Below are 25,543 nucleotides of genomic sequence, written 5' to 3'. Positions count from 1 at the left end.
CCTGACATGACCCCCGTCAATCTGCTGTTGATCGCCATTACCGCCATCGTGTCGTGGATGGCGTTCAACAATCGCAAGCTGGCCGACCGCCTGATCCTGTGGCCGCCGGCCATCGACCGTCACCGCCAGTACGACCGGCTGGTGACCTATGGCTTCATCCACGCCGACTGGTCGCACCTGATCTTCAACATGATCACCCTGTTCTTCTTCGGGGGATTCATCGAGAGCGTGATGGTGCAGCTGACCGGCAGCTACCTGACCTACCCGGCGTTCTACATCGGCGCGCTGCTGGTCTCGATCCTGCCCAGCTACCTGAAGAACCAGAAGAACCCGAACTACCTCAGCCTTGGCGCGTCCGGGGCGGTATCGGCGGTGCTGTTCGCCTTCATCCTGATCAAGCCGTGGTCGATCATCCTGGTGTTCTTCATCCCGGCACCGGCGATCATCTATGCCGCGTTCTATGTCGGCTACAGCATCTGGATGGACAAGCGCGGCGGCGACCGCATCAACCACAGCGCCCACCTGGCGGGCGCGGCGTTCGGTGTGATTTTCATGCTGGCCATGCAGCCGAGCATCTTCACCCACTTCCTGCGCGAGCTGTCCAACCCGACCTTCCGCCTCGGCGGCGGTTGAAGCGGGTAGCGGGGCGAATCGGTGACGATTCGCCCCGGTTTTCAGAGCGTGTGCTGCTGGCCGTAGGTATCCAGCAGGCGGGCGAACACTTCCTCGCCGATGCGCTGGAAATCCTGGTCTTCGGTCTGCCCTTCCACCGCAAGTTGCAGCAGGCCCTCCAGCAGGGCGCGGTCAGTATCTGAATGGGAATCGCTGGGGTGCATCGGAGCCTCCGCGGGGGTGCGCATGGTCAACGGTCGCAAGGGGCGTGCCAAGCTGGCCGTACCCCTCCACAGGCGATAGCGGCCGTCGGCGCTCCAGCTTGAGGGTCGCAAACTGACGTGAATGGATCAGACTTGCCCCTGTTCAGGCTTCACGCGATCATGGCGCCCGGCTGCGCACCATCCACGCAGTCGCCGCAGGAGACAGTTCCATGGCTTCGGTCACGCCCCCCGGTCTGGCCTATGAGGTCGAACACGACCTGGCCAACCATCGCTTCACCGCCCGTGTGCGTGGACAGCTGGCGGTGCTGGACTACCAGATCAAGCGCAAACGCATGGTCATCACCCACACCGAGGTGCCTGAGCCGATCGCCGGCCGTGGCATCGCCGGTGAGCTGACCCGCGTGGCACTGCGTTTCGCCCGCGAGCAGAAGTACAAGGTGGTGCCGGCCTGTTCCTACGCCGAGGCGTTCCTGCAGCGGCATGAGGAGTATCACGATCTGCTCGCTGGCTGAACGCCGGCGGGCCACGCTTCAGCCATGGCAGGCAATGATGTACAAACATGAACAGGGGATCCCGATGAAGATTGGAAACAACCGGCCACTGCGCGGCAGTGCGTTGGCCGGCGTGGTGGGCGTGCTGTTGCTGGCCGGTTGCCAGCGTGAAAGCGAGCCGGCACCGGCGGCTGAGGCGGCTCCCGCCGTCGAGGCCACCGCCGCAGCCGAAACGCCGGCCACGGAAGCGCCGCTGGACCTGCGCGACGTGATCGAGAACAACGAGCGCGAAGTGGTGGGCATCAGCTACCCGGCCGGCATCGACCGTTATCCGGGGTTGGCCCGTGCGCTGCAGAACTATGCGACGAGTGCGCGCAGTGACCTGCAACAGGCGTTGGACGGGCTCGGCAACGACAAGCCGACCATGCCCTACGAGCTGTCGCTGAGTTTCGAGAAACTGCTGGAAACCCCGCAGCTGGTGGTGGTCAGTGCTGATGGCAGCCGCTACACCGGTGGCGCCCACGGCGAACCGCTGGTGGCGCGCTTCGTATGGCTGCCGCAGCAGCAGCAGATGCTCAGTGCCGACAAGCTGGTGACCGATGCCAAGGGCTGGAAGGTGATCAGTGAGTTCGTCGCCGACCAGCTGCGCGAACGCGTGGCCACGCGGCTCAGCGGCGAGGACATGGACCCGGCCCAACTGCAGGAATCGCTGCGCAACGCATCGCGCATGATCGCCGACGGGACTGGCCCGCAGGCCGACAATTTCAGCCAGTTCCAGCCACTGACCGACGACAAGGGGCAGATCACCGCGCTGCGCTTTGTTTTCCCTCCGTACCAGGTGGGTCCATACTCGGACGGCACCCAGACCGCCGATGTACCGGCGGCGGTGCTGTTGCCGCACGTGGCCAGGGACTACGTGGAGCTGTTCGCACGCGGTTGACCGCAGTGGAGGAGGTGGCGTGGATACAGGGTTGCAGGAGCGGGTCACCGGCCTGCTTCACGAAGCCGGGGTCCGCATCGGCGGTACCCAGCCGCAGGACATCCAGGTGCATGACCCGCGCTTTTTCGCGCGGGTCATGGCCCACGGCTCGCTCGGCCTGGGCGAGAGCTACATGGACGGCTGGTGGGATGCCAACGTCCTGGATGAATTCCTTGTCCATCTGATGCATGCGCACCTGGATGAACGGGTGCACGGCTGGCGCGAAGTGGCCGATGCGCTGAAGGCGCGCCTGTTCAACCTGCAGGCCGGGCAGGGCAGCTACGAGGTCGGCCGCCGCCACTACGACCTCGGCAACGATCTCTACCAGGCCATGCTGGGCCAGCGTCTGGTCTACAGCTGCGGCTACTGGCGCAATGCCGATGATCTCAATGCCGCGCAGGAAGCCAAGCTGGACCTGGTCTGCCGCAAGCTGGGCCTGCGCCCGGGCCAGCGTGTGCTGGACATCGGCTGTGGTTGGGGCGAAGCGCTGAAGTTCGCCGCTGAGCGCTACGGTGTGAGTGGCGTCGGCGTGACGATTTCGCAGGAGCAGGCCGAGTTCGCGCGGAACCTGTGCGCGGGCCTGCCGATCGAGATCCGATTGCAGGACTACCGCGAGCTGGACGAACCGTTCGATGCGATCTTCTCGATCGGCATGTTCGAGCACGTCGGTGACAAGAACTACGCCAGCTTCTTCGAGGTGGCCAAACGCTGCCTGTCGCCGCGTGGCCTGCTGCTGTTGCACAGCATCGGCACCAACGTCTCCCGGCATCGCACCGACCCGTGGATCGCGCGCTACATCTTTCCCAACTCGATGCTGCCGTCGGCGGCGCAGATCACCCGGGCGTTCGAAGGCCGTTTCGTGCTGGAAGACTGGCACAACTTCGGCACCGACTACGACCTGACCCTGCAGGCATGGCGGCGCAACGTGGAAGCAGCGTGGCCACGGCTGGATGCGCGCTATGACGAGCATTTCCGCCGCATGTGGCGCTTCTACCTGGCCGGGTCGATGGCCACCTTCCGCTGCCGGCACGCGCAGCTGTGGCAGCTGGTGCTGTCGCCGGAAGGCGTGCCGGGCGGGTACGTGGTGCCACGGTAGTGTTGCGTCGGGAGAGAGGGATAGATCAGGCCTGATACGACACTCATTGACGTTGACTACGGGTATTGCACGGCCTGCTCTCCGCAAGGGTGCCGACGACGCTAAGCTGTCGGGTCGGCGGCATTACCGCATTCCTGAAGGCGTTGCAGCAAGGGTTGGGACATCACCTACCATCCAGTCGCGGACTCGGAAATCCGTGGCCTCTATTTCCGTGCGCTGGAGGACGCGACGCTGGTTGAGCCGCTGCAGCAGCAATTCCGGATCGAGCCGTTCTACATGGAGCAGCTCCAGGAACGCATCGACGAGGCTCGCTCGATCAGCGCAGACGTGCCCTTCGAGAAGGGGCATGCTTTGTACCTGGCGATCGTGGCCGGTCACCTGCGCCGGTATCACTATCTTCGCGGGAGCGCCCTTTCGTTCTTCATCGACGATCCGGTAGTTGCCCGCTATTTCGCGGACTGGCGGCAACTGGTGCCGCCACAGTGGGCGGACGCCGCTGCAGGCAACCACCTGCGCGAAAACTACGGTGGTGGTGTGTTCATCACGCATGACCGGCTGAAGCAGATGCGCGCGGACTACGCCGGGGACAATGACCTGCGCGCGCGTCTGCACGAGCTGTTCTCCGATGGTCGACTGGCCGTGTTCTGGAGCGTTGTCGATGATGCCATCGGCAAGGGATGCGGATTGCTGGAAGCAAGCGAGGTGGTCGAGCCGAATCCGATGGACCTCAACGCATCGACCAGCATGAGCAATCTGCTCAACTGCGCCCCCGATGGCGCGTTGCTGTACGCAGAGGCCGTCGCGGCGCAGCTGGCGCAGTTCGTGCCGGAAACCCTGGATACGGATACGGCTCCGGCGGCGAACACGCAGAAACGATGGTGGGAACGATTGTTCCGGCGATGACCTCAACGAAAAAAACCGCCCGGTCTCCCGGGCGGTTTTCGTTTCACGCTAGCGCGCAGGCGATCAGTTGCCGGCGCCGGTCAGGCCACGCTTTTCCAGCAGCGGTTCGATCTGCGGCTCGTGGCCGGCGAAATCGCGGAACAGCTGCATCGCGTCGACGCTGCCACCCTTGGACAGCAGGGTGGCGCGGAAGTGGTCGCCGTTCTTGCGGCTCAGGCCGCCGTTGTCCTTGAACCACTTCTGGGTGTTGGCGTCGAGCACTTCCGACCAGATGTAGGCGTAGTAGCCGGCCGAGTAGCCACCCATGATGTGGCTGAAGTACGGGGTCTTGTAGCGCGGCGGCACCGGCGCGTAGTAGATGCCGTCCTTCTCCAGCGCGGCGCGCTCGAAGGCCATCACGTCCTTGGCGGCCGGCACCTGGTCGGCACCGATCTGGTGCCAGCGCTGGTCCAGCATCGCTGCACCCAGGTACTCGGTGGTGGCGAAGCCCTGGTTGAACTTGGCCGCCGCCAGCACCTTGTCCAGCAGCGCCTGCGGCATCGCCGAACCGTTCTGGTAGTGCTTGGCGTAGTTCTTCAGGATGACCGGGTTGTCGGCCCACATCTCGTTCACCTGCGAGGGGAACTCGACGAAGTCACGCGGCACCGAGGTGCCCGAGAAGTACGGGTACTTCACATTGGAGAACATGCCGTGCAGGGCGTGGCCGAACTCGTGGAAGGTGGTGTTCACCTCGTCCCAGGTCAGCAGGGTCGGCTGGCCGGCCGGCGGCTTCGGGATGTTCAGGTGATTGGCGACCACCGGCTTGAAGCCGGTCAGCTTCGACTGCGAGACGTAGGAGTTCATCCACGCGCCGCCGCGCTTGGAGGCGCGTGCGTACGGGTCGAAGATGAAGATTGCCAGCTGGCTGCCGTCGGCGTCGAACACGTCGTAGACGGTCACGTCGTCGTGGTAGACCGGCAGGTCTGTGCGCTGCTTGAAGGTCAGGCCGAATTCCAGGTTGGCGGCATGGAACACGCCGTTCTCCAGCACGTTCTTCATTTCGAAGTACGGCTTCAGCTGCGACTCGTCGAAGTTGTACTTGGCCTGGCGCACCTTCTCGCTGTAGAAGGCCCAGTCCCACGGTTCCAGCTTGAAGGTCGGCTTGCCTGCGGCCTTCTGTTCCTGGTCGATCATCGCCTGCAGGTCGGCGGCTTCGCGCTTGGCGTTGGCCACCGCGGCCGGGGCCAGCTTGCCCAGCATCGCGTTGACCGCTTCCGGCGTCTTGGCGGTCTGGTTGGTCAGGTTGTAGGCGGCGAAGTTCGGGAAGCCCATCAGCTTGGCCTTGTCGGCACGCAGCTGCATGATGCGCGAAACCAGCGCGGTGTTGTCGAACTCACCGCCGCGGCTGCCGCGGCTGACCGACGCTTCGTAGATCTTCTGGCGCAGGGCGCGGTTGGCCAGGTTGGTCAGCGGCGGCTGGCCGGTGGTGTTGAGCAGGGTGATTACATACTTGCCTTCCAGGCCCCGGGCCTTGGCGGCTTCGGCGGCGGCGGCGATCTGCTCCTTGGACAGCCCGTCCAGTTCCTTGACGTCGTCGACGGTGATCGCCGAGGCGTTCACTTCCGACTGCACGTTCTGGCTGAACCTGGTGCCCAGGCTGGCAAGTTCGGCGTTCATCTCCTTCAGCTTGGCCTTGTCGGCCTCGGACAGCTTGGCGCCGGCGCGCACGTAGTTGTCGTAGTACTTCTCGACCAGGCGCACGCCTTCGGCGTCCAGGCCCAGCTGGCTGCGGGTGTCATACAGCGCTTGGATGCGGGCGAACAGCTTGCCGTTCAGCGCGATCGCATCGCTGTGCGCGGCGAACTTCGCCGAGTAGTCGGCCTGCAGCTTCTTGCGGGTGTCATTGGTGTCGGCGCCGACCAGGCTGAAGAACACGGTGGTCGCACGGTCGAGGATGTCACCGCTCTTCTCCAGGGCGATGATGGTGTTGTCGAAGGTCGGCTTGGCCTTGTTGTTGGCGATCGCTTCCACTTCCTTCAGCTGCTGCGCCATGCCGGCGTCGAAGGCCGGGGCGAAGTCGCTGTCCTTGATCCTGTCGAACTGTGGGAAGTGCAGCGGCAACGGGCTTTCGGCGAAGAACGGATTGGCCTGCTGAGCGGTGCTGCTGGCGGCCGGGGCGGCGCCGGCCGAGAAGGCGGGCAGGGCAAGGCCGAGGGACATGGCCACGGCAAGGGCAAGGCGGGTGGTCAAGGCAGGAACTCCGGTAAGGCAAACAAGGGCCCGAGGGTAACCCGGCCGGCGGCGTCCGCACTTGTGTCAAAAGGCATGTTGCCGGGGCCGGGCGCGGGTACCATGCATTCACCGCCCACGGCCCGCCATCATGACCAGCGCCTACGATTTCAGTTTCCGTGACATCGACGGCCAGCCGCATGCGTTGGCCCGTTATCAGGGCCACCCGTTGCTGCTGGTGAACGTCGCCAGCCGCTGTGGCTTCACCCCGCAGTACAGGGGGCTGGAACAGCTCTGGCAGGACTATCGCGAGCGCGGCCTGGTGGTGATCGGCTTTCCCTGCAACCAGTTCGGTGCGCAGGAGCCTGGGGATGCGGCGCAGATCCGCCAGTTCTGTTCGCTGGACTATCCGGTCAGCTTTCCGCTTTCGGAGAAGATCGAGGTCAACGGCGAGGGGGCTGATCCGTTGTGGGCCTGGCTGTCACGCGAGAAGCGCGGCCTGCTTGGCAGTGCCCGTATCAAGTGGAATTTCAGCAAGTTCCTGGTTGATCGCCAAGGGCGGGTGGTGTCGCGGCATGCGCCCACCACCAGGCCGGAACAGCTGCGCGGCGCGATTGAAGCGCTGCTGTAGAGCCGAGCCCACGCTCGGCTGCTTTTCCGGCTGACTCCGAGAGCGCGCGCCGCGCGCAAGCCGAGCGCGGGCTCGGCTCTACAGATACGATGGATTATTTCTCGACGAACGCGCGCTCAAACACGTAGTGACCCGGCTGGCCGATGCGCGGCGAAACCTGGAAACCCCGGGCATCGAGCACGGTGCGAAGGTCGGCCAGCATCTGCGGGCTGCCGCAGATCATCGCACGGTCGTTTTCCGGGCTCAGTTCCGGCAGGCCGAGGGTGCGCTGCATCTGGCCGCTTTCCATCAGCGAGGTCAGGCGGCCCTGGTTGGCGAAGGGCTCGCGGGTGACGGCCGGGTAGTACAGCAGCTTGTCGCCGATCATGTCGCCGAGGAACTCGTGCTCACGCAGTTCCTTCTCGAAGTAATCGCGATAGGCCAGGTCCTTCTCGTAGCGCACGCCGTGGCACAGGATCACCTTCTCGAAGCGCTCGTAGGTTTCCGGGTCCTTGATCACTGACAGCCACGGCGCCAGGCCGGTGCCGGTGCCCAGCAGGTACAGGTTCCTGCCGGGGTGCAGGTCGCTGATCAGCAGGGTGCCGGTGGGCTTCTTGCCGACCAGCACCTTGTCGCCCGGCTTGATGTGCTGCAGGCGCGAGGTCAGCGGGCCGTCCTGCACCTTGATGCTGAAGAACTCCAGCTGCTCTTCCCAGTTGGCACTGGCGATGGAGTAGGCACGCAGCAACGGGCGCGCCTCGGTTTCCAGGCCGATCATCACGAACTGGCCGTTCTCGAAGCGGAAGCCGCTGTCGCGGGTGGTGGTGAAACTGAAGTAGGCGTCGGTCCAGTGGCGGACCTCAAGCACCGTTTCGGCGCCAAAAGCGGTGGACATGGGCGTATCTATCAAAAGTCGTCGGGGGTGATTCTATCTCAAATGAGACAGGTTCTCATTGGGCGGAACGAGAGGCGTTCTCAGCGATAACCCGCCGCCTGCAGCTCGAACAGCTCGGCGTAGCGGCCACCCTGTGCCATCAGCTGCGCGTGGGTGCCGCTGGCCTCGATCCGGCCGTCGGCCAGGACCAGGATGCGGTCGGCCATGCGTACGGAGGAAAAGCGGTGGGAAATCAGCACTGCGGTGCGATTATCCGCCAGTTCCCTGAACCGCTGGAACACCTCGAACTCGCTGCGCGCATCCAGCGCTGCGGTTGGCTCATCCAGGATCATGACCTGCGCATCGCGCATCCATGCGCGCGCGATGGCGATCTTCTGCCATTGGCCGCCGGACAGGTCCACGCCCTGCTTGAAGCGCCGGCCGATCTGCTGGTCGTAGCCACCGGGCAGGTCCTCGATCACTTCCTCGGCCATGCCGCGCCTTGCGGCGTCGGCAATGCGCGCCTGGTCGTCCATCGCCTCGACCTGGCCAACGCCGATGTTCTCGCCCGCGCTGAGGTTGTAGCGCACGAAGTCCTGGAAGATCACCCCGAGGTTGGCGCGCAGGTCGTCCAGGTCGTAGTCGCGCAGATCGCGGCCATCGAGCAGGATCCGGCCTTCGTCCGGCTCGTACAGCCGTGCCAGCAGTTTCACCAGCGTGGTCTTGCCGGCGCCGTTCTCGCCGACCAGGGCCAGCACTTCACCTGCGTACAGCTGGAAATCCAGATGGCGCACCGCCCACTGTTCGGCATCGGGATAGCGGAAGCCGACGTTCTCGAACACGAAGCCCTGGCGGATTGGCTGCGGCACGCGCACGGCGCCTTCACGCGAGTGGATTTCCGGCTCGATCTGGAAGAACGAGAACAGGTCATCCAGATACAGCGCCTGGCTGGCGACCTGCGAGAAGCCGATCAGCAGGCCTTCCAGCAGCTGGCGCAGGCGCAGGAAGCTGCCGGCGAGGAAGGTAAGGTCGCCGATCGAAAAGTCGCCGCGCACCGTGCGCCACGCGATGTAGGCGTAGGCGGTGTAGTACCCCAGCGTGCCCAGTGCAGCCAGCAGCGTGCCCCAGAACGCGCGGCGCCGGGCCAGTGCACGGTTGGCCTGGAACAGCGCCACCGACAGCCGCCGGTAGCGTTCCACCAGGAAGCGGTGCAGGTTGTAGATCTTCACTTCCTTGGCCGTTTCCACGCTGGCACCGAGCTGGCGCAGGTAGTCGAGCTGGCGGCGCTCGGGCGTCCACTGGAAGTTGAGGCTGTAGCCGGCCGCGTTGAAGTGCGATTCGCCGATGAAGGCCGGCACCAGTGCCAGCGCCAGCAGCAGGATCAGCCACGGCGCGTAGACCAGCAGGCCGACGGCGAGGCTGGCCACGGTGATCGCGTCCTGTACCTGGCCGAACAGCTGGCTCATCAGGTTCATCCGGCCCATTGTCTGGCGCCGCGCACGGTCCAGCTTGTCCTGCAGGTCCGGGTCTTCGAAGTCCTCCAGGTCCAGCGTTGCGGCGTGTTCCATCAGCCGGATGCTGGTGGCATTGGCGAACAGTTCCGAGAGCAGCGCATCGGCGTAGCTGACCAGCCGGCCGAGCAGGTCCGAGGCGATGGCCAGGCCGAATTCCAGCGCCAGCAGGCCCAGCAGTGGATTGAGCAGCCCGCTGGACAGCGCCTCGCCCAGTGGCGGGAAGCCGGCACCGTGCTGGCTCAGGTGCAGGGCGCTGTCGATGATCAGCTTGCCCACGTACAGCATCGCCACCGGCAGCAGCGCCCGGATCAGCCGCAGGCCAAGGCTGGCCAGGGTGAGCGCGGGGCTGGTTTTCCAGACCATGCGCAGGAACGGCGGCAGGTTGCGCATCGCCCTGAAGCGCTGGCGCAGGCTGGGTCTGTTCGCGGCGGCGGCGCCAGCGGTGGGGGTAGCAGGCATGCGCATATTGTGCGGCCTGATACGTGCAGAGGGGGTCAGTGCAGCCGTGTGGCCGGCACCGGGGTCCGATCCCTCTGCCACGCAACGGGCTCTGACCCCATCAGCCCGGATCGGGTCAGAGCCCATCGCGAAGCGAAGGGATCCGACCCTCCCGCATCCACGCATGGCGTGGACCCACCCTGCCAACCCGCAGAAGAGCCAGCTTCTGCCGTTGCTCCAGCTGTTGCTCTGGCCTCTGCGGGTGCCGGGCGGCAGCCCGGCCAACAGGCCCCTTTTACGGCAGCGGCGGCAGCAACCCCGCACCCAGCCGGTTCCACGCATTGATCACCGCAATGCCCATGCTCAGGTCACTGATGCCCTTCTCATCGAAGTGCGGTGCCAGTGCATCGAACGCCGCCTGCGACGGCGCACCGTCGGTCAGCCGGGTCAGCGCCTCGGCCCAGCCCAGCGCCGCACGTTCACGGGCATCAAAGAAGCGGCTTTCGTGCCAGGCGGGCAGCGTATCGAGCTTGCGCGGCTCGATGCCGCCCTTGCGCAGCGCAGTGCCGTGCATGTCCATGCAGTAGCCGCAGCCGTTGAGCTGCGACACGCGCAGGAACACCAGTTCCATCAGGGTCGGATCGACCGAGCTGTCATGCACCGCCTGGCTGGTGGCCAGCAGGCCCTTGAAGGCCTCGGCGGCCAGGCGGGTGTAGGCGACGCGGGGAGAGGCATGGTTCGACATCGTGGGCTCCACGGCGGCCACAGTGGCCGCCTTTCACTACCAGGACGCCGTACCGTCGCCGCGCGTGACAACGTCCGGCAGCTTCTCCGGATTCAACACGCTGTACACGTTGGCGATGCGGCCATCGACCACTTCGATGGTGGTGATCGAGTGCAGGCGGTCGCCCTGGAAGCGCAGAATCGCCGGCTCGCCATTGACGCAGCCCAGGTGGGCCGGATGCACCGCGCCACGGCGTGCGATGGCCCAGAACAGGCGGCCGATGCGCTCGGCACCCAGCAGTGGGCGGATCGCTGCGGTAACCACGCCGCCACCGTCGGAGACCAGTTGCGCGTTGGCGTGCAGCAGGGCTTGGATCGCCTCGCTGTCGCCGCGCTGCGAGGCGTCCATGAAGCGCGCCAGCAGCTGCCGGTGCTGGCTGGCATCGGCGTTGAAGCGCGGCCGCCGGGCCTGCAGGCGTCGCCGGGCACGGTGCACCATCTGCCGGCAGTTGGCCTCGCTGTGACCGATCAGCTCGGCGATCTCGCGATAGTCGTGGTCGAAGGCCTCTTTCAGCAGGAAGGCGGCGCGTTCTTCGGGGCCGAGTTGTTCGAGCAAGGTCAGGAAGGCCACCGAGACATCGTCGGCCAGCGCATGCAGCTGGGCCGGGCCGGGCGCCGGGTCAGGCTCCAGCGTGACGGCCAGCGGCTCGGCCAGCCACGGCCCGACGTAGTGCGCGCGCTCGCGCTTGGCCGCACGCAGCCGGTCCAGGCCGAGCCGGGTGGTGGTGGTGACCAGCCAGGCCTCGGGGTCGCGGACGCCGGCCGGATCGGCGCCGGACCAGCGCAGCCAGGCATCCTGGACCACGTCTTCGGCGTCGGCGCGGCTGCCGAGCAGGCGATAGGCCAGGGCCATCAGGCGCGGGCGGTGGGTCTGGAAAGCGGTTTCGGCGTTCATGTGGGCAAGGACGCGCCAACGGGGCGGGGCGTGACAGGGCTTCTGGATCTGATCTTGCCGGCCAGCGCCCAGCACGACCACCCCGGGGCCGGGGGAGGGGGTAAAATGGGCGGATTACCCCCGCCAGCCTCGAGCAAGCGAGCAAGCCGTGACATCGATCAAGCAGGAAGACCTCATCCAGTCCATCGCCGACGCGCTGCAGTACATCTCGTACTACCACCCGGTCGACTACATCAAGAACCTCGCCGCTGCCTACGAGCGCGAGGAGTCGCCGGCCGCGAAGGAAGCGATGGCCCAGATCCTGATCAATTCGCGCATGTGCGCCGAGGGCCACCGCCCGATCTGCCAGGACACCGGCATCGTCACCGTGTTCCTGGAAATCGGCATGGACGTGCGCTGGGACGACGCCACCATGGGCGTGGAAGAGATGGCCAATGAGGGCGTTCGCCGCGCCTACATGCACCCGGACAACAAGCTGCGCGCCTCTGTGCTGGCTGATCCGGCCGGCAAGCGCATCAATACCAAGGACAACACTCCGGGCGTGGTCAACGTCAAGGTGGTGCCGGGCAACACCGTCGACGTGATCGTCGCCGCCAAGGGCGGTGGTTCGGAAGCGAAGACCAAGTTCGCCATGCTCAACCCGTCCGACTCCATCGTCGACTGGGTGCTGAAGACCGTGCCGACCATGGGCGCCGGCTGGTGCCCGCCGGGCATGCTCGGCATCGGCATCGGTGGCACCGCCGAGAAGGCGATGCTGCTGGCCAAGGAAGCGCTGATGGAGCCGATCGACATCACCGAACTGCAGGCCCGGGGCGCGTCCAACCGCATTGAAGAGCTGCGCCTGGAGCTGTACGAGAAGGTCAACGCGCTTGGCATTGGTGCGCAGGGCCTGGGGGGCCTGACCACCGTGCTCGACATCAAGATCAAGGATTACCCGACCCACGCGGCCAACCTGCCGGTGGCGATGATCCCGAACTGCGCGGCCACCCGCCATGCGCACTTCACCCTGGATGGCAGCGGCCCGGTGATGCTGGACCCGCCGTCGCTGGAAGACTGGCCGAAACTGACCTATGACGCGTCCAAGGGCACCCGCGTGGACCTGGACACGATCACCCCGGAAGACGTGGCCAGCTGGAAGCCGGGCCAGACCCTGCTGCTCAACGGCAAGCTGCTGACCGGCCGCGACGCCGCGCACAAGCGCATGGTCGACATGCTCAACAAGGGCGAGGAACTGCCGGTGGATCTGAAGGGCCGCTTCATCTACTACGTCGGCCCGGTAGATCCTGTGCGCGACGAAGTGGTGGGCCCGGCCGGCCCGACCACGGCGACCCGCATGGACAAGTTCACCGAGCAGGTGCTGGCGCAGACCGGCCTGCTGGGCATGGTCGGCAAGGCCGAGCGCGGCCCGGCCGCCATCGAAGCGATCAAGAAGCACAAGTCGGCCTACCTGATGGCCGTTGGTGGTTCGGCCTACCTGGTGTCCAAGGCGATCAAGGCGGCCAAGGTGGTCGGTTTCGCCGACCTGGGCATGGAAGCGATCTACGAGTTCACCGTGCAGGACATGCCCGTGACCGTGGCCGTCGATTCCACCGGCGAATCGGTGCACAAGACCGGCCCGCGCGAATGGCAGGCCCGTATTGGCAAGATTCCGGTGGTGGTGGAGTAATCCTTCCACCCAGTGTTCAGACAACGGCGCCCGTGTGGCGCCGTTGTTGTGTGCAGCCTGCCTGCGCGTGGCCTGCTCTGCTAACGTACTGGCTGGCGTTCTGGAAGGGAGTCCATCGTGCTGCAGTGGCCGCGTGTTTTCGTGTTGCTGGTCGCTGCGCTGGCGTGCAGCGCCTGCGGGCCACGTTACTTCGTCGAGCCTCCCACCCACGAAGCGGGGAAGATCTGCGCGTCGGTCTGCGAGAACCGGAAGGCAACGTGCGACTTCCACAACCGCGCCCTTGCCGAGTCGGATCAGCGCAGCTGCGAAAGCGAGAAGAGCCGGGTCATCAGCCGTTGCAGTGATATCGCCGATGACAAGCAGCGGCACAACTGCGAAGGGGGCAACGGTGCCGGCAACTACTGCGGTCCCCCGGTGCTTCCTTCATGCGGCGCTCCGTACGCCCAATGCCTGCTCTCCTGCGGCGGCACCGTGAATGACGTTCGCACCGACACCGGTGTTCCCGTGTACTGATCGGGGCGCGCGTCGGGCCTGCACGAGTAACCGTAGTCTGCTAGGGTCGGCACATCCCTGCACTGGATGTGCCCATGCGCCTGCATCGATCCGTCGCGACTGTGTTCCTGCTGGTCCTGGCCGGCTGCAGCACAACGTCCTCCTATGAAGGTGCGGATTTCTCCGCCTCCTCGCAGTGCCGCGTGCAATGCCAGGCCGATTATCGGAGCTGCATGGCGCGGGGGAGTATCGGCAGCAACGACTTCAGCTGCGAACAACAGATGGTGCCGGCGCCGGACAAACGCTGCAAGGACGTTGCCAATCCCGAACTGCGCCGTTCCTGTGAACTGAAGACACACGACTGCGCGATACGCACGCCGATCATGTCCTGTAGCGAAGGCCGCGATACCTGCATGAGCCGCTGCGGCTGAGCAACGATTGCCCGTGCAGGGCATAATCGGCCGATTCATCCACCCGGGACTTGCGCATGAGCACCACGCTGTATGGTTCGACCAGCACCGCCGCCCTGGTGGTGCACTGGCTGCTGATCGAACTCGGCATCGAGCACGAACTGGTGCTGCTGGATTTCGACGCACGCGAGCACAAGTCGGCTGAGTACCTGGCACTGAACCCTGCTGGCGTGGTGCCGACGCTGCTGATTGATGGCCTGGTACTGACCGAAGCGGCGGCCATTGCACTGTACCTGGCTGATCGCCATCCGGACGCCAACCTGCTGCCCGCGCTGGGCACACCGCAGCGCGCCGATGCCTACCGTTGGATGTTCTGGTGTGCCAATACGCTGCAGCCGGCCTATCGAGCCTGGTTCTATCCACACGAAATGGCGGGCGAGGCGAATATCGAGGCCAGCCGCGGGATGGCACGGCAGCGCCTGGAAGCGGCCTGGCAGCATGTGGCCGCGCACCTGCATGCACATGGCCCCTACCTGCTGGGCGCCACGCCCTGCGTGGCCGACTACATGCTGGTGATGCTGATGCGCTGGTCGCGCAACATGCCGAGGCCCAGCGACACCTGGCCGGCGCTGAAGGCGCATGCCACGTCGATGAAGGCGCGCCCGGCGTTCGCCGAGGTGTATCGCCGCGAGGGCATCACCGACTGGCAGTAGCCCGTTCTGCAGCGCCGAGCCACGCTCGGCTGCATTCACGGGTGGCACGCGAGCAGCAGCCGGGCAGCAGCCGGCCAGGGCTCGGCTCTGGCAGTGCGGGTTACAGGATCTCCAGCACCGTTTCCGGCGGCCGGCACAGCCGTGTACCCTTGGGCGTGCGCACCACGGGGCGGTTGATCAGCCGCGGGTGTTCGGCCATCGCGGCCAGCAGCGTGGCCTCGTCCGCATCCTCCAGGCCAAGTTCGGTGAACTGCGCCTCCTTGTTGCGCACCAGCGCCCGCGCGTCCAGTCCGGATTCGGCCAGCACCTGGCGCAGCGTGGCCGCATCGGGTGGGTTGCCCAGGTATTCGATCACCTCCGGATCGAAGCCTGCATCGCGGATCAGCTTCAGTGCGCCGCGCGAGTTGCTGCAGGCCGGGTTGTGCCAGATCGTCACGTCCATCAGAACCACTCCAGCAGGGACACACCCACGCCCACGTAGGTGGCCTTGTGGTTGTAATCGATCAGGCTTTCGCCGTAGCCGTCGAAGACCTGCACATGGCCGCGCAGCAGGTTGCTGATCGGGAAGCCGTAATCCAGCTGCAGGGCGCCGTGCGAGCGGCTGCCGGTGCGCAGCGAATGACGTGCCATCAACGAGACTTCGTGGCCGTTGCGGTTCCAGGTCAGGGTCGCGTCACCGCGGCCCATGTAATCCTCGATGTCCGGGTTGTTGTCATCGCTGCGGGTTTCCGGGATGCGGTACCAGGGGCGCAGCACCAGCGCCCAGTTCTCGCGGTCCAGGCCGATGTTGAGCATGACCCGGTTCCAGCTGCGCGACAGTGGGTCGGCCCGGCCATTGGACTGGTGGTTCAGCGCGATGCCGGTCATGCGCCCGCGCCAGCCACCGATCGAGTAGCCGTTGCGGAAGACCATCATCACTTCCGGTTCGTAATTGGTTTCGCGGAAGGGGCGCGAATCCTCGCTGTTGTAGGCCTGCCAGCGCGAGCTCTGGGTGTAGCCGGCCCAGATGTCGCCGTTGTCGCCGAACAGGTTTTCGGCGATCTTGGTCTTGAAACTGATCTGGAACTTCAGCTCGGCACTGTCCAGCACCTGCGGCGTGGTGACCGTGTTGGCCGGATTCGGCGAATGCGGTGTGGTGTTGCGGTCGCTGGTCCAGAACGCAGGCAGCAGGTACACCGGCTTATAGGCGCGCAGCTGGAACGGGCCGAGCTTGGAGTCCTCGGCCAGTTCCCAGCGGCTGTCCAGCAGTGAGCCCCGGCCAGCGTTTGCCAGCGCGCTGTCGGGCTCTGCTGGGCGGAGCAGATCACTGACCCGCTCGCGCAGTTTCTCTTCGCCCTGGCTTACGCGTGCAGTCTGTCGTTCTTCGCGACGGGCCTGTGCTGCTGCCTCGGCGGCAGCGTCGGCCTCGGCGGTGGACTGCGCGGAGCGCCCGAACTGCCGGTCATAACAGGCCAGGCGGGCAGCGTCTGTGGTAATCGCCGCACATGCGGCCGGCGAGGCTTCGGCGCTGGGCGCGAACTCCTGCGCAGCGAGCGGAGCACTGGCCAAGGCCAGCGCCAGCGGTGCGAGGCGGGGAAGCAGCGGGGGGAGGGTCATTCCAGCAGGCCCTTCGGTGAATACGGGAGTCGCACAGTGTGGCGGCTGTACCGGGTCGCGGCCAGCCCCCACGGTTTATGCACGCCCACCGCGTGCGTGCGGCGTGAAGGCGGTGCCGATTACAGGAACCACGCGAAGGCGAACAGGCCAAGCATCGCGATCACTACGGCCAGTTTCAGCGCCAGGCCGAGCAGGATGCCGAGCCAGGTGGCCAGTCCCACCCTGGTCGAGCGGCCCAGCTCGCGGGTGTGCCAGTACTCGCCGAGCAGGGCGCCGAGCAGTGGGCCCGCAAACAGGCCGATGGGCATGAAGAACAGCCCCACGATGCTGCCGGCGAAGGTGCCCCACAGCGCCTTGCGGCTGGCACCCACCCGCTGTGCACCCACTACGGTGGCCAGCACGTCCGCCAGGAGCGAGAGCACGGTCAGTACGCCCAGCGCAACCAGGGTCGGCCAGCCGACGTGGACGAAGCCGTCCGCCCAGGCCGCCAGCAGCAGTCCGATGAACACCAGCGGGATGCCGGGCAGGGCCGGGAGGATGATGCCCGCGATGCCGGCGAGGACAAAAATGACCGCTAGCAGATACAAGATGAATGAGAGTCCCATGCTGTCCCGTATGGTGGCCGTTTTGGGGTTGACAGTGAAAGATTTTGCCAGTTGCTTTTTCGTTTTGGGCGGGTTAAGTTGCAGTCGCTGAGCTTGGCAAGGTCACCGTGGATCGTGGCCTGATGAAGCAAGATCTTCCCGATCCGCTGCATCGATGCACCTCGCTTCCCCCTTGCTTGTCAGCCGCCCACCAGGCGTTTCCAACAACAAGAGAGAGTCACCAGGGAGTTAGTGAGATGTCTGATCGCGAGACCGGTACCGTCAAGTGGTTCAACGATGCGAAGGGCTTCGGCTTCATCAGCCGTGAAAACGGCGAAGACGTGTTCGTGCACTTCCGCGCCATCCAGACCCAGGGCTTCAAGAGCCTGAAGGAAGGCCAGAAGGTCACCTTCACCGTCGTGCAGGGCCAGAAAGGCCTGCAGGCCGACGCCGTGCAGCCGACCTGATCGCGCTGCAAGCCGTCGCATGAAAAAGGCCCGCGCAAGCGGGCCTTTTTCTTTGCGATCGGCCCGGTGCAGATCAGCGCAGGATGACCTTGCCGTTGACTACGCGCACGTAGGTGTTTTCGCGGATGCCGCCGAGGTCGCGCTGGTTGACCACGATGGTGCGGCCATCGTCCATGCGCACGCTGATGTCGTAAGTATCGCTGGTGACGTTCTTCTGGATCTGGTTGCCCGCCAGCGCGCCGCCGACCGCGCCCGCAGCGGCGGCGATGTTCTTGTTGCCACGGCTGCCGCCGGTGTGGTCGGAGATCTCGTGGCCAGCCACCGCGCCGACGATGCCGCCGAGGATCGCGCCGGTCGCGCTGGGCGCAGTGCGGCCCGAGGGCACGGTGTTGATGCGGGTGACGATGCCGCAGTCGGCACAACGGCCCTGGTTGTAGCCGCCGTTGTTGCCGTAGCCGCCGTTGTTGTAGCCGCCACCGCCATAGCCGGGGGAGGTGGCACAGCCAGCCAGGGCGAGGGTAGCGATGGCGCTGGCGGCGATGAGCTGGATCTTCATGGGGCGTCTCCTGGCCGTGAAGGCGGGTGCGTTGGGTGGTACTGCGTCGTGCAGCAGGGTGGACGAATCGTCCCCTTTTGAACGTGAACAAGGCGCCAACCGCGCAGCCCTTGCCCGGCTGCACGATGAATGCGGCTCATCGGAAGTCCTGGTGGCAGGCGCGGCAATCGGCCTGCACCGTTTCCACCACCTGCGCCAGGGCCGTGCAGTCCCTGGGCGGCGCGGCCAAGGCGGCATTGAGGCTGCCGCGCAGCTGGCTGGCATGCTGCTGGAACTGCGCGCTGTCCTTCAGCCCGGGGAAGGCAAGATCCAGGTCGTTGGACAGCAAGCGCATTGCCTGCAACCGCGGCACGCTGTCGGCCAGGCTGCAGCGGTTCTGCTGCTGGGCCTGCAGCAGCAGCTGCGACTGCCGTTGCATCACCTGCATCAGGCTGTCGGGGAACGGGTCGCGGCGGGACTGCAGGGCACGGCCGACCATCACCGTGGCGACCAGCCCGATCAGCAGGCCCAGGCCGAGCACGAACAGGTAACGGTAGGCAGGGGACGGGCGGCGGGGCGGGTTGGCGTTCATGGCAGGCTCTCCGGCGTGCAACGGTGGGTTCGATGCCGGCGCGCAGCAGGTGCCGGCAGGTGCACGTTAAAATAGCGGCATGAACGAACTGGTCAAACAACGCTTCGCCGGCATCGAACGGCTGTATGGCGTGGGCGCACTCGAGCGCCTGCAGGGCAGCCGCGTGGCGGTGGTGGGCATGGGCGGCGTCGGCTCGTGGGTGGTGGAGGCATTGGCCCGCTCTGCGGTCGGCCACCTGACCCTGATCGATGCCGATGACATCTGCGTGTCCAACACCAACCGGCAGCTGCCGGCGATGGAAGGCAACTACGGCCGCAACAAGGCCGAGGCGATGGCCGAGCGTTGCCGCGCAATCAACCCGGACATCGAGGTCGATGCCGTGCAGGCATTCCTGACCGTGTCGAACATGGCCGAGTTGCTGGACCGTGGCTTCGACTTGGTGATCGATGCCTGCGACAGCTTCCGGGTCAAGGTCGAGACGATCGCCTGGTGCCGTCGCCGCAAGCTGCCGCTGCTGACCGTGGGGGCTGCCGGTGGTCGCACCGATCCGACCCTGGTGCGCATCCGCGATGTCTCGCGCACCGAGCACGATGCCATGCTGGCACTGATCCGCAAGAAGCTGCGCAGCGAGTTCAACTTCCCTAGGAATGCCAAGCGCTACTTTGGCGTGCCGGCGGTGTATTCGCTGGAGAACGTGAAGTACCCGCAGGCCGATGGCAGTGTCTGCGGCATCCGGCCGAACCTGGGCGCCGATGCGGCATTGAAGCTCGATTGTGGTGCAGGCCTGGGGGCAGCGACCCACATCACCGGTGCGTTCGCCTTCGCCGCAGTGGGCAAGGCGCTGGAAATGCTGCTGGAGCCGAAGAAGGTGAAGGCCGACGTGGCTGAAGCCCACGCCGACGCATGACGGCAGACGCCGGCCGCTGGCCGGCATTGCCGTTGATCGTCGCCGATTCGATCAACACGCAAGTGCAGCCGGTAGCGCCGGGCCCTGCCCGGTGGCGGGTCCGCCGCCCGTTACAACGCTGGCAGAGCGAACAGCCGTCGCGCGTTCTCCGTCGTGGCATGTGCAACGGCTTCAACGTCCATTCCGCGCAGTGCCGCGACATGGCGGGCGATGACCGCCAGCCGTGCCGGTTCGTTGCGCTGGCCGCGGATGCCGGCGTCAGGCTGGTCGGGCGCGTCGGTCTCCAGCAGCAGCTGTTCCAGCGGCATCCCGCGCACCAGGCGCTGCAGCCGTTGCGCGCGTTCGTAGGTCAGCGGACCACCGAGACCGAGCAGGAAGCCCTGCCGGTGCAGCTGCGCAGCCTGTTCGGGGCTGCCGGAAAAGCTGTGCACCACGCCGCGCAGGCCGCCGATACGGCGGATCGCGGCGATCACCGCGTCCACCGCGCGTCGCGCGTGCACGATTACCGGCAGCTCGAACTCACGGGCCAGTTGCAGCTGACCGATGAAATACGCCTGTTGCGCCTCCTCATCCAGTCCCTCGACGAAGAAATCCAGCCCGCATTCGCCGATCGCACACGGGCGTTCGCGCTCGATCCATTCGCGCAGCAGCGGCAGATGGTCGGGCCGGTGCTCGGCCAGGAACATCGGGTGCAGCCCGTAGGCCGGATGCAGCCCCGGCGCCTGCTGGCAGACCACGCGCAGCTTCGGCCAGCTGGCCGCGGTCACCGCCGGCACCACCTGCAGGCGCACGCCAGCGGCCTGCGCGCGCGCGATCACGGCGCTGCGGTCACTGTCGAACTCGCCGGCATCGAGGTGGCAGTGGCTGTCGACCAGCGGGCTCAACGCTGTTCCAGCGACGGCGCAACCGTGGCAGCGTGGCGGCTTTTCCAGTTGGCCAGCAGCAGGGTGCCGAAGCCGAGCACCAGCTCATCGACGAACGGGATCGGGTCCGGGATGAACAGCGTCAGCACGAACAGGCCCGCTGTAAGCTTGAACAGGGTGGGGTAGCGCAGCCGGCGGGCCCATTGCAGTACCGGCAGCAGCATCGGGTTGGCCATGGCGGAAATCCTCGTGGGGAATATGCAAACGCTACCACGGGCCCAGCATTTCCCGATGCTGAATGGGTTACAGGAATGAGCAGGAAATGTGGAGATTCCGTTCAGGCAGCGCATGCTGCAATCTGGTTCGAGTTCGAGAACGTTGCGGATGGTCCGCAAGGAGCAGGTCATGAAAAGCACAACTACAACTGTCCTGGTCGCAGCGGGCGCGCTGCTGGTCGGTGGCATCGCCACCGCCGCCTTCATGAAGAGTGGCGACAAATCGCCCGATTCCATCAGCGCCACCACCCCCAATGGCGAGTCGCGCCTGGTCGACGGCAGTGCCACCGACGATGGCGCACGTGGTGACAGGCTCGACCCGTCTGCGCCGCGTGGGCTGGAATACGCCGACGTGCTGAAGGTCGACCCGATCACCGAGAAGCAGAAGGCCTACGCCACTGTGATCGGCACCGATCCGGTGCGCGAGACTTCCACCACCCAGACCCCGCACGAGGTGTGCCAGGACGTGACCGTGCAGGAACGCCTGCCGGAGCGTGATGGCAACGTCGGTGGCACCGTGGTCGGCGCCGTGGTCGGCGGCCTGCTCGGCAACCAGGTTGGCGGCGGCAACGGCAAGAAGGCCGCGACCGCCGCAGGCGCGGTGGCCGGTGGCTTCATCGGCAACCAGATCGACAAGCGCCACGTGGGTGGCCGCGTGGTCAACCGCACCGAGCGCCAGTGCCACACCGAGACCGCCACCTCCGAGTCGAGCCGTGTTACCGGCTACAACGTGACCTACCGCAACGAAGACGGCACCACCGGTACCATGCGCATGGCCAGCAAGCCGGGCAACCGCATCGCCATGGGCACCAATGACGTGGTGAAGGGCTACAACGTGACCTACCGCTACGACGGCGCCGAGAAGACCGTGCGCATGGACAACAAGCCGGCCAGCGATCGCCTGCCGGTGGTCGATGGCCAGCTGGTCACGCAGACCGCTGCTGCCGGCGCCACTGCGGCCACGCGCCAGTAATCCAGAATACGTGCTGTACCCGACGGGCCGGCGCATGCCGGCCCGTTTCGTTGTGAGCGCGGCATTCATCCGTGTGGAGGCCGAATCCACCATCATGGTGGCCCCTTCGACATGGAGTCGGCATGAGCATCTTCGACCTGCGCCTGGAAACCGAGCGCCTGATCCTGCGCCCGCTGCGGCGCGAGGACTACGAACCCTATCTGGCGTTCTGCGCCGACGAGGAAACGATGCGCACCCTCGGTGGCGTGCAGCCGCCTTCGGTAGCCTGGCGCGGCTTCTGCAGCCTGGCTGGCGCCTGGCAGCTGTTCGGCTTCTCGATGTTCAGCGTGATCGAAAAATCCAGCGGGGACTGGATCGGGCGGATGGGCCCCTGGCAACCGCAGGACTGGCCGGGTACCGAGGTCGGCTGGGGCATCCGCCGCGCCAGCTGGGGCCGGGGCTATGCGCCGGAAGCGGCGGTCGCGGCGATCGACTGGGCCTTCGACACGCTGGGTTGGCACGAGGTGATCCATACCATCGCCGAGAACAACGACAACTCGCGGGCGGTCGCGCGCAAGCTCGGCAGCAGGTTGCTGCGCATGGGCGAATTGCCGCCGCCTTACAACGACAAGCCGATGCAGATCTGGGGCCAGTCGCGCGAGCAGTGGCGGCAACGCGCGCGCTGAGCGTTGCCTGGTAGTGCCGGCCGCTGGCCGGCAACCATGTTGCGGCAGCATTCGTGCGATTGCCGGCCAGCGGCCGGCACTACCGGGGTGCCATGCTGCATCCGCGCTTGGCATTCCCTGGCGCACTTGCCAGACTGCACGCAGCCGGCCGCCGGCCGGATCCGATGGAGCAGGCAATGGTGGAAGAGCGCGTCCCGCTGACGGTGCATGGCATGTCGGTCTCGGGCAATTGCCACAAGGTCCGGCTGCTGCTTGAGCAGCTCGGGAGCCGTTACCGCTGGGTGGAAGTGGACAGTGCCCATGGCCAGACCCACACGCCCGAATTCCTTGCGCTCAACCCGAATGCCAAGGTGCCGCTGATCGTCCGCGACGACGGCCGCGTGCTGACCGAATCCAACGCGATCCTGTTCTGGCTGGCCGAAGGCACGCCCTACCTGCCCAGCGATGGCTGGGAGCGTGCGCAGGCGTTGAGCTGGATGTTCTTCGAGCAGTACACGCACGAGCCGTGCGTGGCGGTAGCGCGCTTCATCCGGGGCTGGACGGCGCCCGACTCGCCACGCCGCGCCGAGCTGCCACGGTTGCACGAGCGCGCCGCCACCGCGCTGGCGGTGATGGAGCAGCACCTTCGCCAGTCGCAGTGGTTCACCGGCAGCAGCTACGGCATCGCCGATATCGCCCTGTTTGCCTACACCGACGTGGCAGGCGAGGGCGGCATCAGCCTGGAGCCATTCCCCGAGGTGCGCGCCTGGCTGCAGCGCGTGCGTGCGCAGCCGCGCTTCCTGCCGATGCCGGCGGTGACCGCCGAGGTGCGCTCGCGTTTCGAGGCGGCTTGATGCCCACAGGGTAGCGCCCGGTATTGCCGGGCGGAACGCAACAACGACACGGAGGGTGTTCGATGTTCGCTGTGGTTCCGGATCCGATTCCCGCACGCATGCGGGGGCTCAACCGCGCCGAGGTGTGCGACGTCAATTTCCTTGAGGCGGTGCGCGGGTGGCGCGGGACGCCGCGCCCGCGACCCGCGGCAGATGCTCCGATCCTGCCCGGCAGTACGCTCACCGCCGCCGCCTTCGATGAACTGTTCGACTCGCAGCTGGCCAGCCGCCAGCTGGACCTGATGGCGCGCGTGCTGCGCGTGCAGAACAAGGTCTTCTACACCATCGGGTCGTCCGGCCATGAAGGCAACGCGCTGCTGGCGCGGGCCTGCCGGCATACCGACCCCGCATTCCTGCACTATCGCTCCGGCGCCTTCATGGCCGAGCGTTCGCGCCAGGTGCCGGGCATCGACCCGTTGCGCGATGCTGCGCTTTCCTTCGCTGCCTGCGCCGATGATCCGGCCAGTGGTGGCCGCCACAAAGTGTGGGGCAGCAAGCCGCTGTGGGTGCTGCCGCAGACTTCGACCATCGCCTCGCACCTGCCGAAAGCGCTGGGCACCGCGCTGGCCATCGAGAGTGGCAAGCGGCTGGCGCAGGCGCTGCCGGTTCCCGCCGACAGTATCGTGCTCTGCTCGTTCGGCGACGCCTCGGCCAATCACGCTACCGCGCAGACGGCGTTCAACACCGCGATGTGGGCGGCCTACCAGAAACTGCCGGCGCCAATCCTGTTCGTCTGCGAGGACAACGGCCTGGGCATCTCGGTGAAGACCCCCGATGGCTGGATCGCCGAGCGCTTCAGCCACCAGCCGGGGCTGGACTATTTCTTCGCCGATGGGCTGGACCTGGCCACCGGGCACGCCCAGGTGCAGGCCGCGGTGGAACACTGCCGGCGAACGCGGCGACCGACTTTCCTGCATCTGCGCACCACGCGCCTGATGGGCCACGCCGGCACCGACTTCGAAGTGGAATGGCGGGCGTTGCCGGAGCTGTGCGCGGCCGAGGCGCAGGATCCGCTGCTGCGCTCGGCGCAGATCGCACTGGAGTCGGGCTGGATGGATGCGGCGGCGATCGAGACGGCCTACGAGACGATGCGTGCGCGCTGCATGGCCGCTGCCACCGAGGCTGAAGGCGGGGCGAAGCTGGGGTCGCTGCGGGAGGTGATGGCGCCGCTCGCACCGTACACGCCGGCAGCGGTGCAGGCCGAAGCGCAGCGCGAGGTCGCTGCCGAAGCGCGCGAGGCACTCTATGGTGGTATCGAGGCATTGCCCGAACGACAGGCGCCGCGGCATCTGGCGATCCAGATCAACCACGGCCTGCAGGAATTGCTGGCGAAGTATCCGCAGAGCCTGCTGTTCGGCGAGGACGTGGCCCAGAAGGGCGGTGTGTACACTGTCACAAAGGATCTGCTGCGCCGCTTCGGGCCACGCCGGGTGTTCAACACCCTGCTGGACGAAACCATGATCCTGGGCATGGCGCAAGGCCTGGCCAACATGGGCATGCTGCCGATTCCGGAAATCCAGTACCTGGCCTACCTGCACAATGCCATCGACCAGTTGCGTGGCGAGGCCTGTTCGCTGCAGTTCTTCTCCAACGACCAGTACCGCAACCCGATGCTGCTGCGGGTGGCCGGGCTGGGCTACCAGAAGGGCTTCGGCGGCCACTTCCACAACGACAACTCGATCACCGCCCTGCGCGACATCCCCGGGCTGGTGGTCGGCTGCCCGTCGCGCGGCGACGATGCGGTGATGATGTTGCGCACGCTGGCGGCGCTGGCCCGGGTGGATGGGCGCGTGGCCGTGTTCCTGGAGCCGATCGCGCTGTACATGAGCAAGGACCTGCATGAGCCGGGCGATGGCCAGTGGCTGTTCGACTATCCGGCCCAGGGCCGGGCACTGGTGCCGGGCGAAGGCCGTGTTTACGGGCCGGAGGCGGGCGATCTGGTGGTCTACACGTATGGCAACGGCGTGCCGATGGCGTTGCGCGCAGCGCGAGCCATCGGGCAGCAGCTGGGCTGGCAGGTGCGGGTGGTCGACCTGCGCTGGCTGGTGCCGCTGGATGCCGGCTTCATCGCCGCCCAGGCCGCCAGCGCACGGCGGGTGCTGGTGCTGGACGAGGGCCGGCACAGTGGCGGGGTGGGCGAGGGCGTGGTGACCGCACTGGTCGAGGCCGGTTTCGGCCATCTGCCACTGCGCCGGGTCTGCGGTGCCGATACCTACACCCCGTTGGCGGGGGCAGCAATGTTCGGGCTTCCAAGCGACAATGCGGTGATTGGCGCCGCCCTTGAACTGGCGCAGGAACCTTGATGC

At 66.3% G+C, this 25,543-nt stretch carries 29 protein-coding genes; 16 read left to right on the top strand and 13 right to left on the bottom strand.

The features are described 5' to 3' along the window. Positions 1-6: 6 nt before the first annotated feature. Positions 7-633: a rhomboid family intramembrane serine protease gene (locus R5H29_RS18190; protein WP_332329575.1), complete on the top strand. Its 627-nt coding sequence runs from the start codon at positions 7-9 to the stop codon at positions 631-633. A 41-nt stretch (positions 634-674) separates the two neighbouring features. Here the strand turns inward: R5H29_RS18190 and R5H29_RS18185 are convergent, their stop codons facing one another. After that, positions 675-836, bottom strand: coding sequence for a hypothetical protein (locus R5H29_RS18185; RefSeq protein ID WP_167692790.1), 162 nt, complete (start codon positions 834-836; stop codon positions 675-677). Between the two features lie 209 nt (positions 837-1,045). Between R5H29_RS18185 and R5H29_RS18180 the strand changes: the two genes are divergently transcribed. From R5H29_RS18180 to R5H29_RS18165, 4 genes are all read left to right on the top strand, one after another. Further along, positions 1,046-1,348 carry a GNAT family N-acetyltransferase gene (locus R5H29_RS18180; RefSeq protein WP_019660442.1) on the top strand — a complete coding sequence of 101 codons (303 nt, stop codon included), beginning with the start codon at positions 1,046-1,048 and terminating at the stop codon, positions 1,346-1,348. A 37-nt stretch (positions 1,349-1,385) separates the two neighbouring features. Then, positions 1,386-2,267: a DUF3298 and DUF4163 domain-containing protein gene (locus tag R5H29_RS18175; RefSeq protein WP_134732265.1), complete on the top strand. Its 882-nt coding sequence runs from the start codon at positions 1,386-1,388 to the stop codon at positions 2,265-2,267. A 19-nt stretch (positions 2,268-2,286) separates the two neighbouring features. Beyond that, positions 2,287-3,402 (top strand): cyclopropane fatty acyl phospholipid synthase, encoded by a 1,116-nt coding sequence (gene cfa, locus R5H29_RS18170; protein ID WP_332329574.1) that lies wholly within the window; start codon positions 2,287-2,289, stop codon positions 3,400-3,402. A gap of 276 nt (positions 3,403-3,678) precedes the next feature. After that, positions 3,679-4,305: a hypothetical protein gene (locus R5H29_RS18165; RefSeq protein ID WP_332329573.1), complete on the top strand. Its 627-nt coding sequence runs from the start codon at positions 3,679-3,681 to the stop codon at positions 4,303-4,305. Positions 4,306-4,368: 63 nt separating this feature from the next. On the opposite strand, the gene R5H29_RS18160 is transcribed toward R5H29_RS18165, so the two are convergent. Next, on the bottom strand, positions 4,369-6,534 hold the full coding sequence (locus R5H29_RS18160) for a M3 family metallopeptidase (RefSeq protein ID WP_155029833.1): 2,166 nt from the start codon (positions 6,532-6,534) through the stop codon (positions 4,369-4,371). Between the two features lie 130 nt (positions 6,535-6,664). Here R5H29_RS18160 and R5H29_RS18155 point away from each other — a divergent pair, with 130 nt between their 5' ends. Beyond that, on the top strand, positions 6,665-7,144 hold the full coding sequence (locus R5H29_RS18155; RefSeq protein ID WP_332329572.1) for a glutathione peroxidase: 480 nt from the start codon (positions 6,665-6,667) through the stop codon (positions 7,142-7,144). A gap of 94 nt (positions 7,145-7,238) precedes the next feature. Here R5H29_RS18155 and R5H29_RS18150 read toward each other — a convergent pair whose 3' ends face one another. From R5H29_RS18150 to R5H29_RS18135, 4 genes are all read right to left on the bottom strand, one after another. Continuing rightward, positions 7,239-8,018: a ferredoxin--NADP reductase gene (locus tag R5H29_RS18150; protein ID WP_019660436.1), complete on the bottom strand. Its 780-nt coding sequence runs from the start codon at positions 8,016-8,018 to the stop codon at positions 7,239-7,241. An 80-nt stretch (positions 8,019-8,098) separates the two neighbouring features. Then, positions 8,099-9,970, bottom strand: coding sequence for an ABC transporter ATP-binding protein (locus R5H29_RS18145; protein WP_021203023.1), 1,872 nt, complete (start codon positions 9,968-9,970; stop codon positions 8,099-8,101). A 274-nt stretch (positions 9,971-10,244) separates the two neighbouring features. Beyond that, positions 10,245-10,694, bottom strand: a complete 450-nt coding sequence (locus R5H29_RS18140) for a carboxymuconolactone decarboxylase family protein (protein ID WP_171952827.1) — start codon at positions 10,692-10,694, stop codon at positions 10,245-10,247. A gap of 36 nt (positions 10,695-10,730) precedes the next feature. After that, entirely contained in the window at positions 10,731-11,627 is an 897-nt protein-coding gene (locus R5H29_RS18135; RefSeq protein WP_134735842.1) for an RNA polymerase sigma-70 factor, read from the bottom strand. Between the two features lie 148 nt (positions 11,628-11,775). On the opposite strand from R5H29_RS18135, the gene R5H29_RS18130 reads away from it, so the two are divergent. From R5H29_RS18130 to R5H29_RS18115, 4 genes are all read left to right on the top strand, one after another. Then, positions 11,776-13,293: a fumarate hydratase gene (locus R5H29_RS18130; RefSeq protein WP_019660432.1), complete on the top strand. Its 1,518-nt coding sequence runs from the start codon at positions 11,776-11,778 to the stop codon at positions 13,291-13,293. A 117-nt stretch (positions 13,294-13,410) separates the two neighbouring features. Then, positions 13,411-13,806 (top strand): hypothetical protein, encoded by a 396-nt coding sequence (locus R5H29_RS18125; RefSeq protein ID WP_021203025.1) that lies wholly within the window; start codon positions 13,411-13,413, stop codon positions 13,804-13,806. A 74-nt stretch (positions 13,807-13,880) separates the two neighbouring features. Beyond that, complete coding sequence (locus tag R5H29_RS18120; RefSeq protein ID WP_019660430.1) at positions 13,881-14,216, top strand: hypothetical protein; 336 nt, start codon at positions 13,881-13,883, stop codon at positions 14,214-14,216. 56 nt (positions 14,217-14,272) lie between these two features. After that, on the top strand, positions 14,273-14,908 hold the full coding sequence (locus R5H29_RS18115; RefSeq protein WP_019660429.1) for a glutathione S-transferase family protein: 636 nt from the start codon (positions 14,273-14,275) through the stop codon (positions 14,906-14,908). Positions 14,909-15,008: 100 nt separating this feature from the next. Here the strand turns inward: R5H29_RS18115 and arsC are convergent, their stop codons facing one another. The 3 genes from arsC to R5H29_RS18100 form a co-directional block, all read right to left on the bottom strand. After that, entirely contained in the window at positions 15,009-15,350 is a 342-nt protein-coding gene (arsC, locus tag R5H29_RS18110; RefSeq protein ID WP_019660428.1) for an arsenate reductase (glutaredoxin), read from the bottom strand. Further along, positions 15,350-16,504, bottom strand: coding sequence for a phospholipase A (locus R5H29_RS18105; protein ID WP_019660427.1), 1,155 nt, complete (start codon positions 16,502-16,504; stop codon positions 15,350-15,352). Before R5H29_RS18105 ends, arsC begins: the two co-directional genes overlap by 1 nt. 119 nt (positions 16,505-16,623) lie before the next feature. Continuing rightward, positions 16,624-17,109, bottom strand: a complete 486-nt coding sequence (locus R5H29_RS18100) for a DUF456 domain-containing protein (protein WP_019660426.1) — start codon at positions 17,107-17,109, stop codon at positions 16,624-16,626. Positions 17,110-17,345: 236 nt separating this feature from the next. Between R5H29_RS18100 and R5H29_RS18095 the strand changes: the two genes are divergently transcribed. Further along, positions 17,346-17,555, top strand: coding sequence for a cold-shock protein (locus R5H29_RS18095; RefSeq protein ID WP_005410290.1), 210 nt, complete (start codon positions 17,346-17,348; stop codon positions 17,553-17,555). A gap of 73 nt (positions 17,556-17,628) precedes the next feature. On the opposite strand, the gene R5H29_RS18090 is transcribed toward R5H29_RS18095, so the two are convergent. Both R5H29_RS18090 and R5H29_RS18085 read right to left on the bottom strand, forming a co-directional pair. Next, positions 17,629-18,111, bottom strand: a complete 483-nt coding sequence (locus tag R5H29_RS18090; protein WP_332329571.1) for a glycine zipper 2TM domain-containing protein — start codon at positions 18,109-18,111, stop codon at positions 17,629-17,631. 136 nt (positions 18,112-18,247) lie between these two features. After that, the gene (locus R5H29_RS18085) at positions 18,248-18,682 is read right to left on the bottom strand and encodes a hypothetical protein (protein ID WP_332329570.1); all 435 of its coding nucleotides are present in this window, start codon (positions 18,680-18,682) and stop codon (positions 18,248-18,250) included. Between the two features lie 79 nt (positions 18,683-18,761). Between R5H29_RS18085 and R5H29_RS18080 the strand changes: the two genes are divergently transcribed. After that, positions 18,762-19,589, top strand: coding sequence for a ThiF family adenylyltransferase (locus tag R5H29_RS18080; RefSeq protein WP_019660424.1), 828 nt, complete (start codon positions 18,762-18,764; stop codon positions 19,587-19,589). Between the two features lie 110 nt (positions 19,590-19,699). Here R5H29_RS18080 and R5H29_RS18075 read toward each other — a convergent pair whose 3' ends face one another. Together R5H29_RS18075 and R5H29_RS18070 are read right to left on the bottom strand one after the other, a co-directional pair. After that, positions 19,700-20,473 carry a TatD family hydrolase gene (locus R5H29_RS18075; RefSeq protein WP_019660423.1) on the bottom strand — a complete coding sequence of 258 codons (774 nt, stop codon included), beginning with the start codon at positions 20,471-20,473 and terminating at the stop codon, positions 19,700-19,702. Continuing rightward, complete coding sequence (locus R5H29_RS18070; RefSeq protein WP_019660422.1) at positions 20,470-20,688, bottom strand: DUF6116 family protein; 219 nt, start codon at positions 20,686-20,688, stop codon at positions 20,470-20,472. Before R5H29_RS18070 ends, R5H29_RS18075 begins: the two co-directional genes overlap by 4 nt. Before the next feature lie 169 nt (positions 20,689-20,857). On the opposite strand from R5H29_RS18070, the gene R5H29_RS18065 reads away from it, so the two are divergent. The 4 genes from R5H29_RS18065 to R5H29_RS18050 all read left to right on the top strand — a co-directional run bounded on the left by R5H29_RS18065 (position 20,858) and on the right by R5H29_RS18050 (position 25,540). Beyond that, a complete protein-coding gene (locus tag R5H29_RS18065) occupies positions 20,858-21,700 on the top strand; it encodes a glycine zipper 2TM domain-containing protein (protein ID WP_026347069.1) in 843 nt (280 codons plus the stop codon). 122 nt (positions 21,701-21,822) lie between these two features. Continuing rightward, positions 21,823-22,365: a GNAT family N-acetyltransferase gene (locus R5H29_RS18060; RefSeq protein WP_019660420.1), complete on the top strand. Its 543-nt coding sequence runs from the start codon at positions 21,823-21,825 to the stop codon at positions 22,363-22,365. Between the two features lie 176 nt (positions 22,366-22,541). Then, complete coding sequence (locus R5H29_RS18055; RefSeq protein ID WP_332329569.1) at positions 22,542-23,198, top strand: glutathione S-transferase family protein; 657 nt, start codon at positions 22,542-22,544, stop codon at positions 23,196-23,198. A 62-nt stretch (positions 23,199-23,260) separates the two neighbouring features. Continuing rightward, positions 23,261-25,540: a thiamine pyrophosphate-dependent enzyme gene (locus tag R5H29_RS18050; protein ID WP_155029826.1), complete on the top strand. Its 2,280-nt coding sequence runs from the start codon at positions 23,261-23,263 to the stop codon at positions 25,538-25,540. The last annotated feature ends 3 nt before the right edge of the window (positions 25,541-25,543 follow it).

Source organism: Stenotrophomonas sp. A3_2 (assembly GCF_036624925.1).
Classification (GTDB): Bacteria; Pseudomonadota; Gammaproteobacteria; order Xanthomonadales; family Xanthomonadaceae; genus Stenotrophomonas; species Stenotrophomonas hibiscicola.
Note: the sequence above shows the minus strand (reverse complement) of the source record. Positions and strands in the feature narration are given on the sequence as shown.

Coding starts and splice junctions, on each gene's coding strand:
- R5H29_RS18190 (WP_332329575.1), top strand. CDS start 7: ATGACCCCCGTCAATCTGCTGTTGATCGCCATTACCGCCATCGTGTCG.
- R5H29_RS18185 (WP_167692790.1), bottom strand. CDS start 836: ATGCACCCCAGCGATTCCCATTCAGATACTGACCGCGCCCTGCTGGAG.
- R5H29_RS18180 (WP_019660442.1), top strand. CDS start 1,046: ATGGCTTCGGTCACGCCCCCCGGTCTGGCCTATGAGGTCGAACACGAC.
- R5H29_RS18175 (WP_134732265.1), top strand. CDS start 1,386: ATGTACAAACATGAACAGGGGATCCCGATGAAGATTGGAAACAACCGG.
- R5H29_RS18165 (WP_332329573.1), top strand. CDS start 3,679: ATGGAGCAGCTCCAGGAACGCATCGACGAGGCTCGCTCGATCAGCGCA.
- R5H29_RS18155 (WP_332329572.1), top strand. CDS start 6,665: ATGACCAGCGCCTACGATTTCAGTTTCCGTGACATCGACGGCCAGCCG.
- R5H29_RS18150 (WP_019660436.1), bottom strand. CDS start 8,018: ATGTCCACCGCTTTTGGCGCCGAAACGGTGCTTGAGGTCCGCCACTGG.
- R5H29_RS18145 (WP_021203023.1), bottom strand. CDS start 9,970: ATGCCTGCTACCCCCACCGCTGGCGCCGCCGCCGCGAACAGACCCAGC.
- R5H29_RS18140 (WP_171952827.1), bottom strand. CDS start 10,694: ATGTCGAACCATGCCTCTCCCCGCGTCGCCTACACCCGCCTGGCCGCC.
- R5H29_RS18135 (WP_134735842.1), bottom strand. CDS start 11,627: ATGAACGCCGAAACCGCTTTCCAGACCCACCGCCCGCGCCTGATGGCC.
- R5H29_RS18120 (WP_019660430.1), top strand. CDS start 13,881: ATGCGCCTGCATCGATCCGTCGCGACTGTGTTCCTGCTGGTCCTGGCC.
- R5H29_RS18115 (WP_019660429.1), top strand. CDS start 14,273: ATGAGCACCACGCTGTATGGTTCGACCAGCACCGCCGCCCTGGTGGTG.
- arsC (WP_019660428.1), bottom strand. CDS start 15,350: ATGGACGTGACGATCTGGCACAACCCGGCCTGCAGCAACTCGCGCGGC.
- R5H29_RS18105 (WP_019660427.1), bottom strand. CDS start 16,504: ATGACCCTCCCCCCGCTGCTTCCCCGCCTCGCACCGCTGGCGCTGGCC.
- R5H29_RS18100 (WP_019660426.1), bottom strand. CDS start 17,109: ATGGGACTCTCATTCATCTTGTATCTGCTAGCGGTCATTTTTGTCCTC.
- R5H29_RS18095 (WP_005410290.1), top strand. CDS start 17,346: ATGTCTGATCGCGAGACCGGTACCGTCAAGTGGTTCAACGATGCGAAG.
- R5H29_RS18090 (WP_332329571.1), bottom strand. CDS start 18,111: ATGAAGATCCAGCTCATCGCCGCCAGCGCCATCGCTACCCTCGCCCTG.
- R5H29_RS18085 (WP_332329570.1), bottom strand. CDS start 18,682: ATGAACGCCAACCCGCCCCGCCGCCCGTCCCCTGCCTACCGTTACCTG.
- R5H29_RS18080 (WP_019660424.1), top strand. CDS start 18,762: ATGAACGAACTGGTCAAACAACGCTTCGCCGGCATCGAACGGCTGTAT.
- R5H29_RS18070 (WP_019660422.1), bottom strand. CDS start 20,688: ATGGCCAACCCGATGCTGCTGCCGGTACTGCAATGGGCCCGCCGGCTG.
- R5H29_RS18065 (WP_026347069.1), top strand. CDS start 20,858: ATGAAAAGCACAACTACAACTGTCCTGGTCGCAGCGGGCGCGCTGCTG.
- R5H29_RS18060 (WP_019660420.1), top strand. CDS start 21,823: ATGAGCATCTTCGACCTGCGCCTGGAAACCGAGCGCCTGATCCTGCGC.
- R5H29_RS18055 (WP_332329569.1), top strand. CDS start 22,542: ATGGTGGAAGAGCGCGTCCCGCTGACGGTGCATGGCATGTCGGTCTCG.
- R5H29_RS18050 (WP_155029826.1), top strand. CDS start 23,261: ATGTTCGCTGTGGTTCCGGATCCGATTCCCGCACGCATGCGGGGGCTC.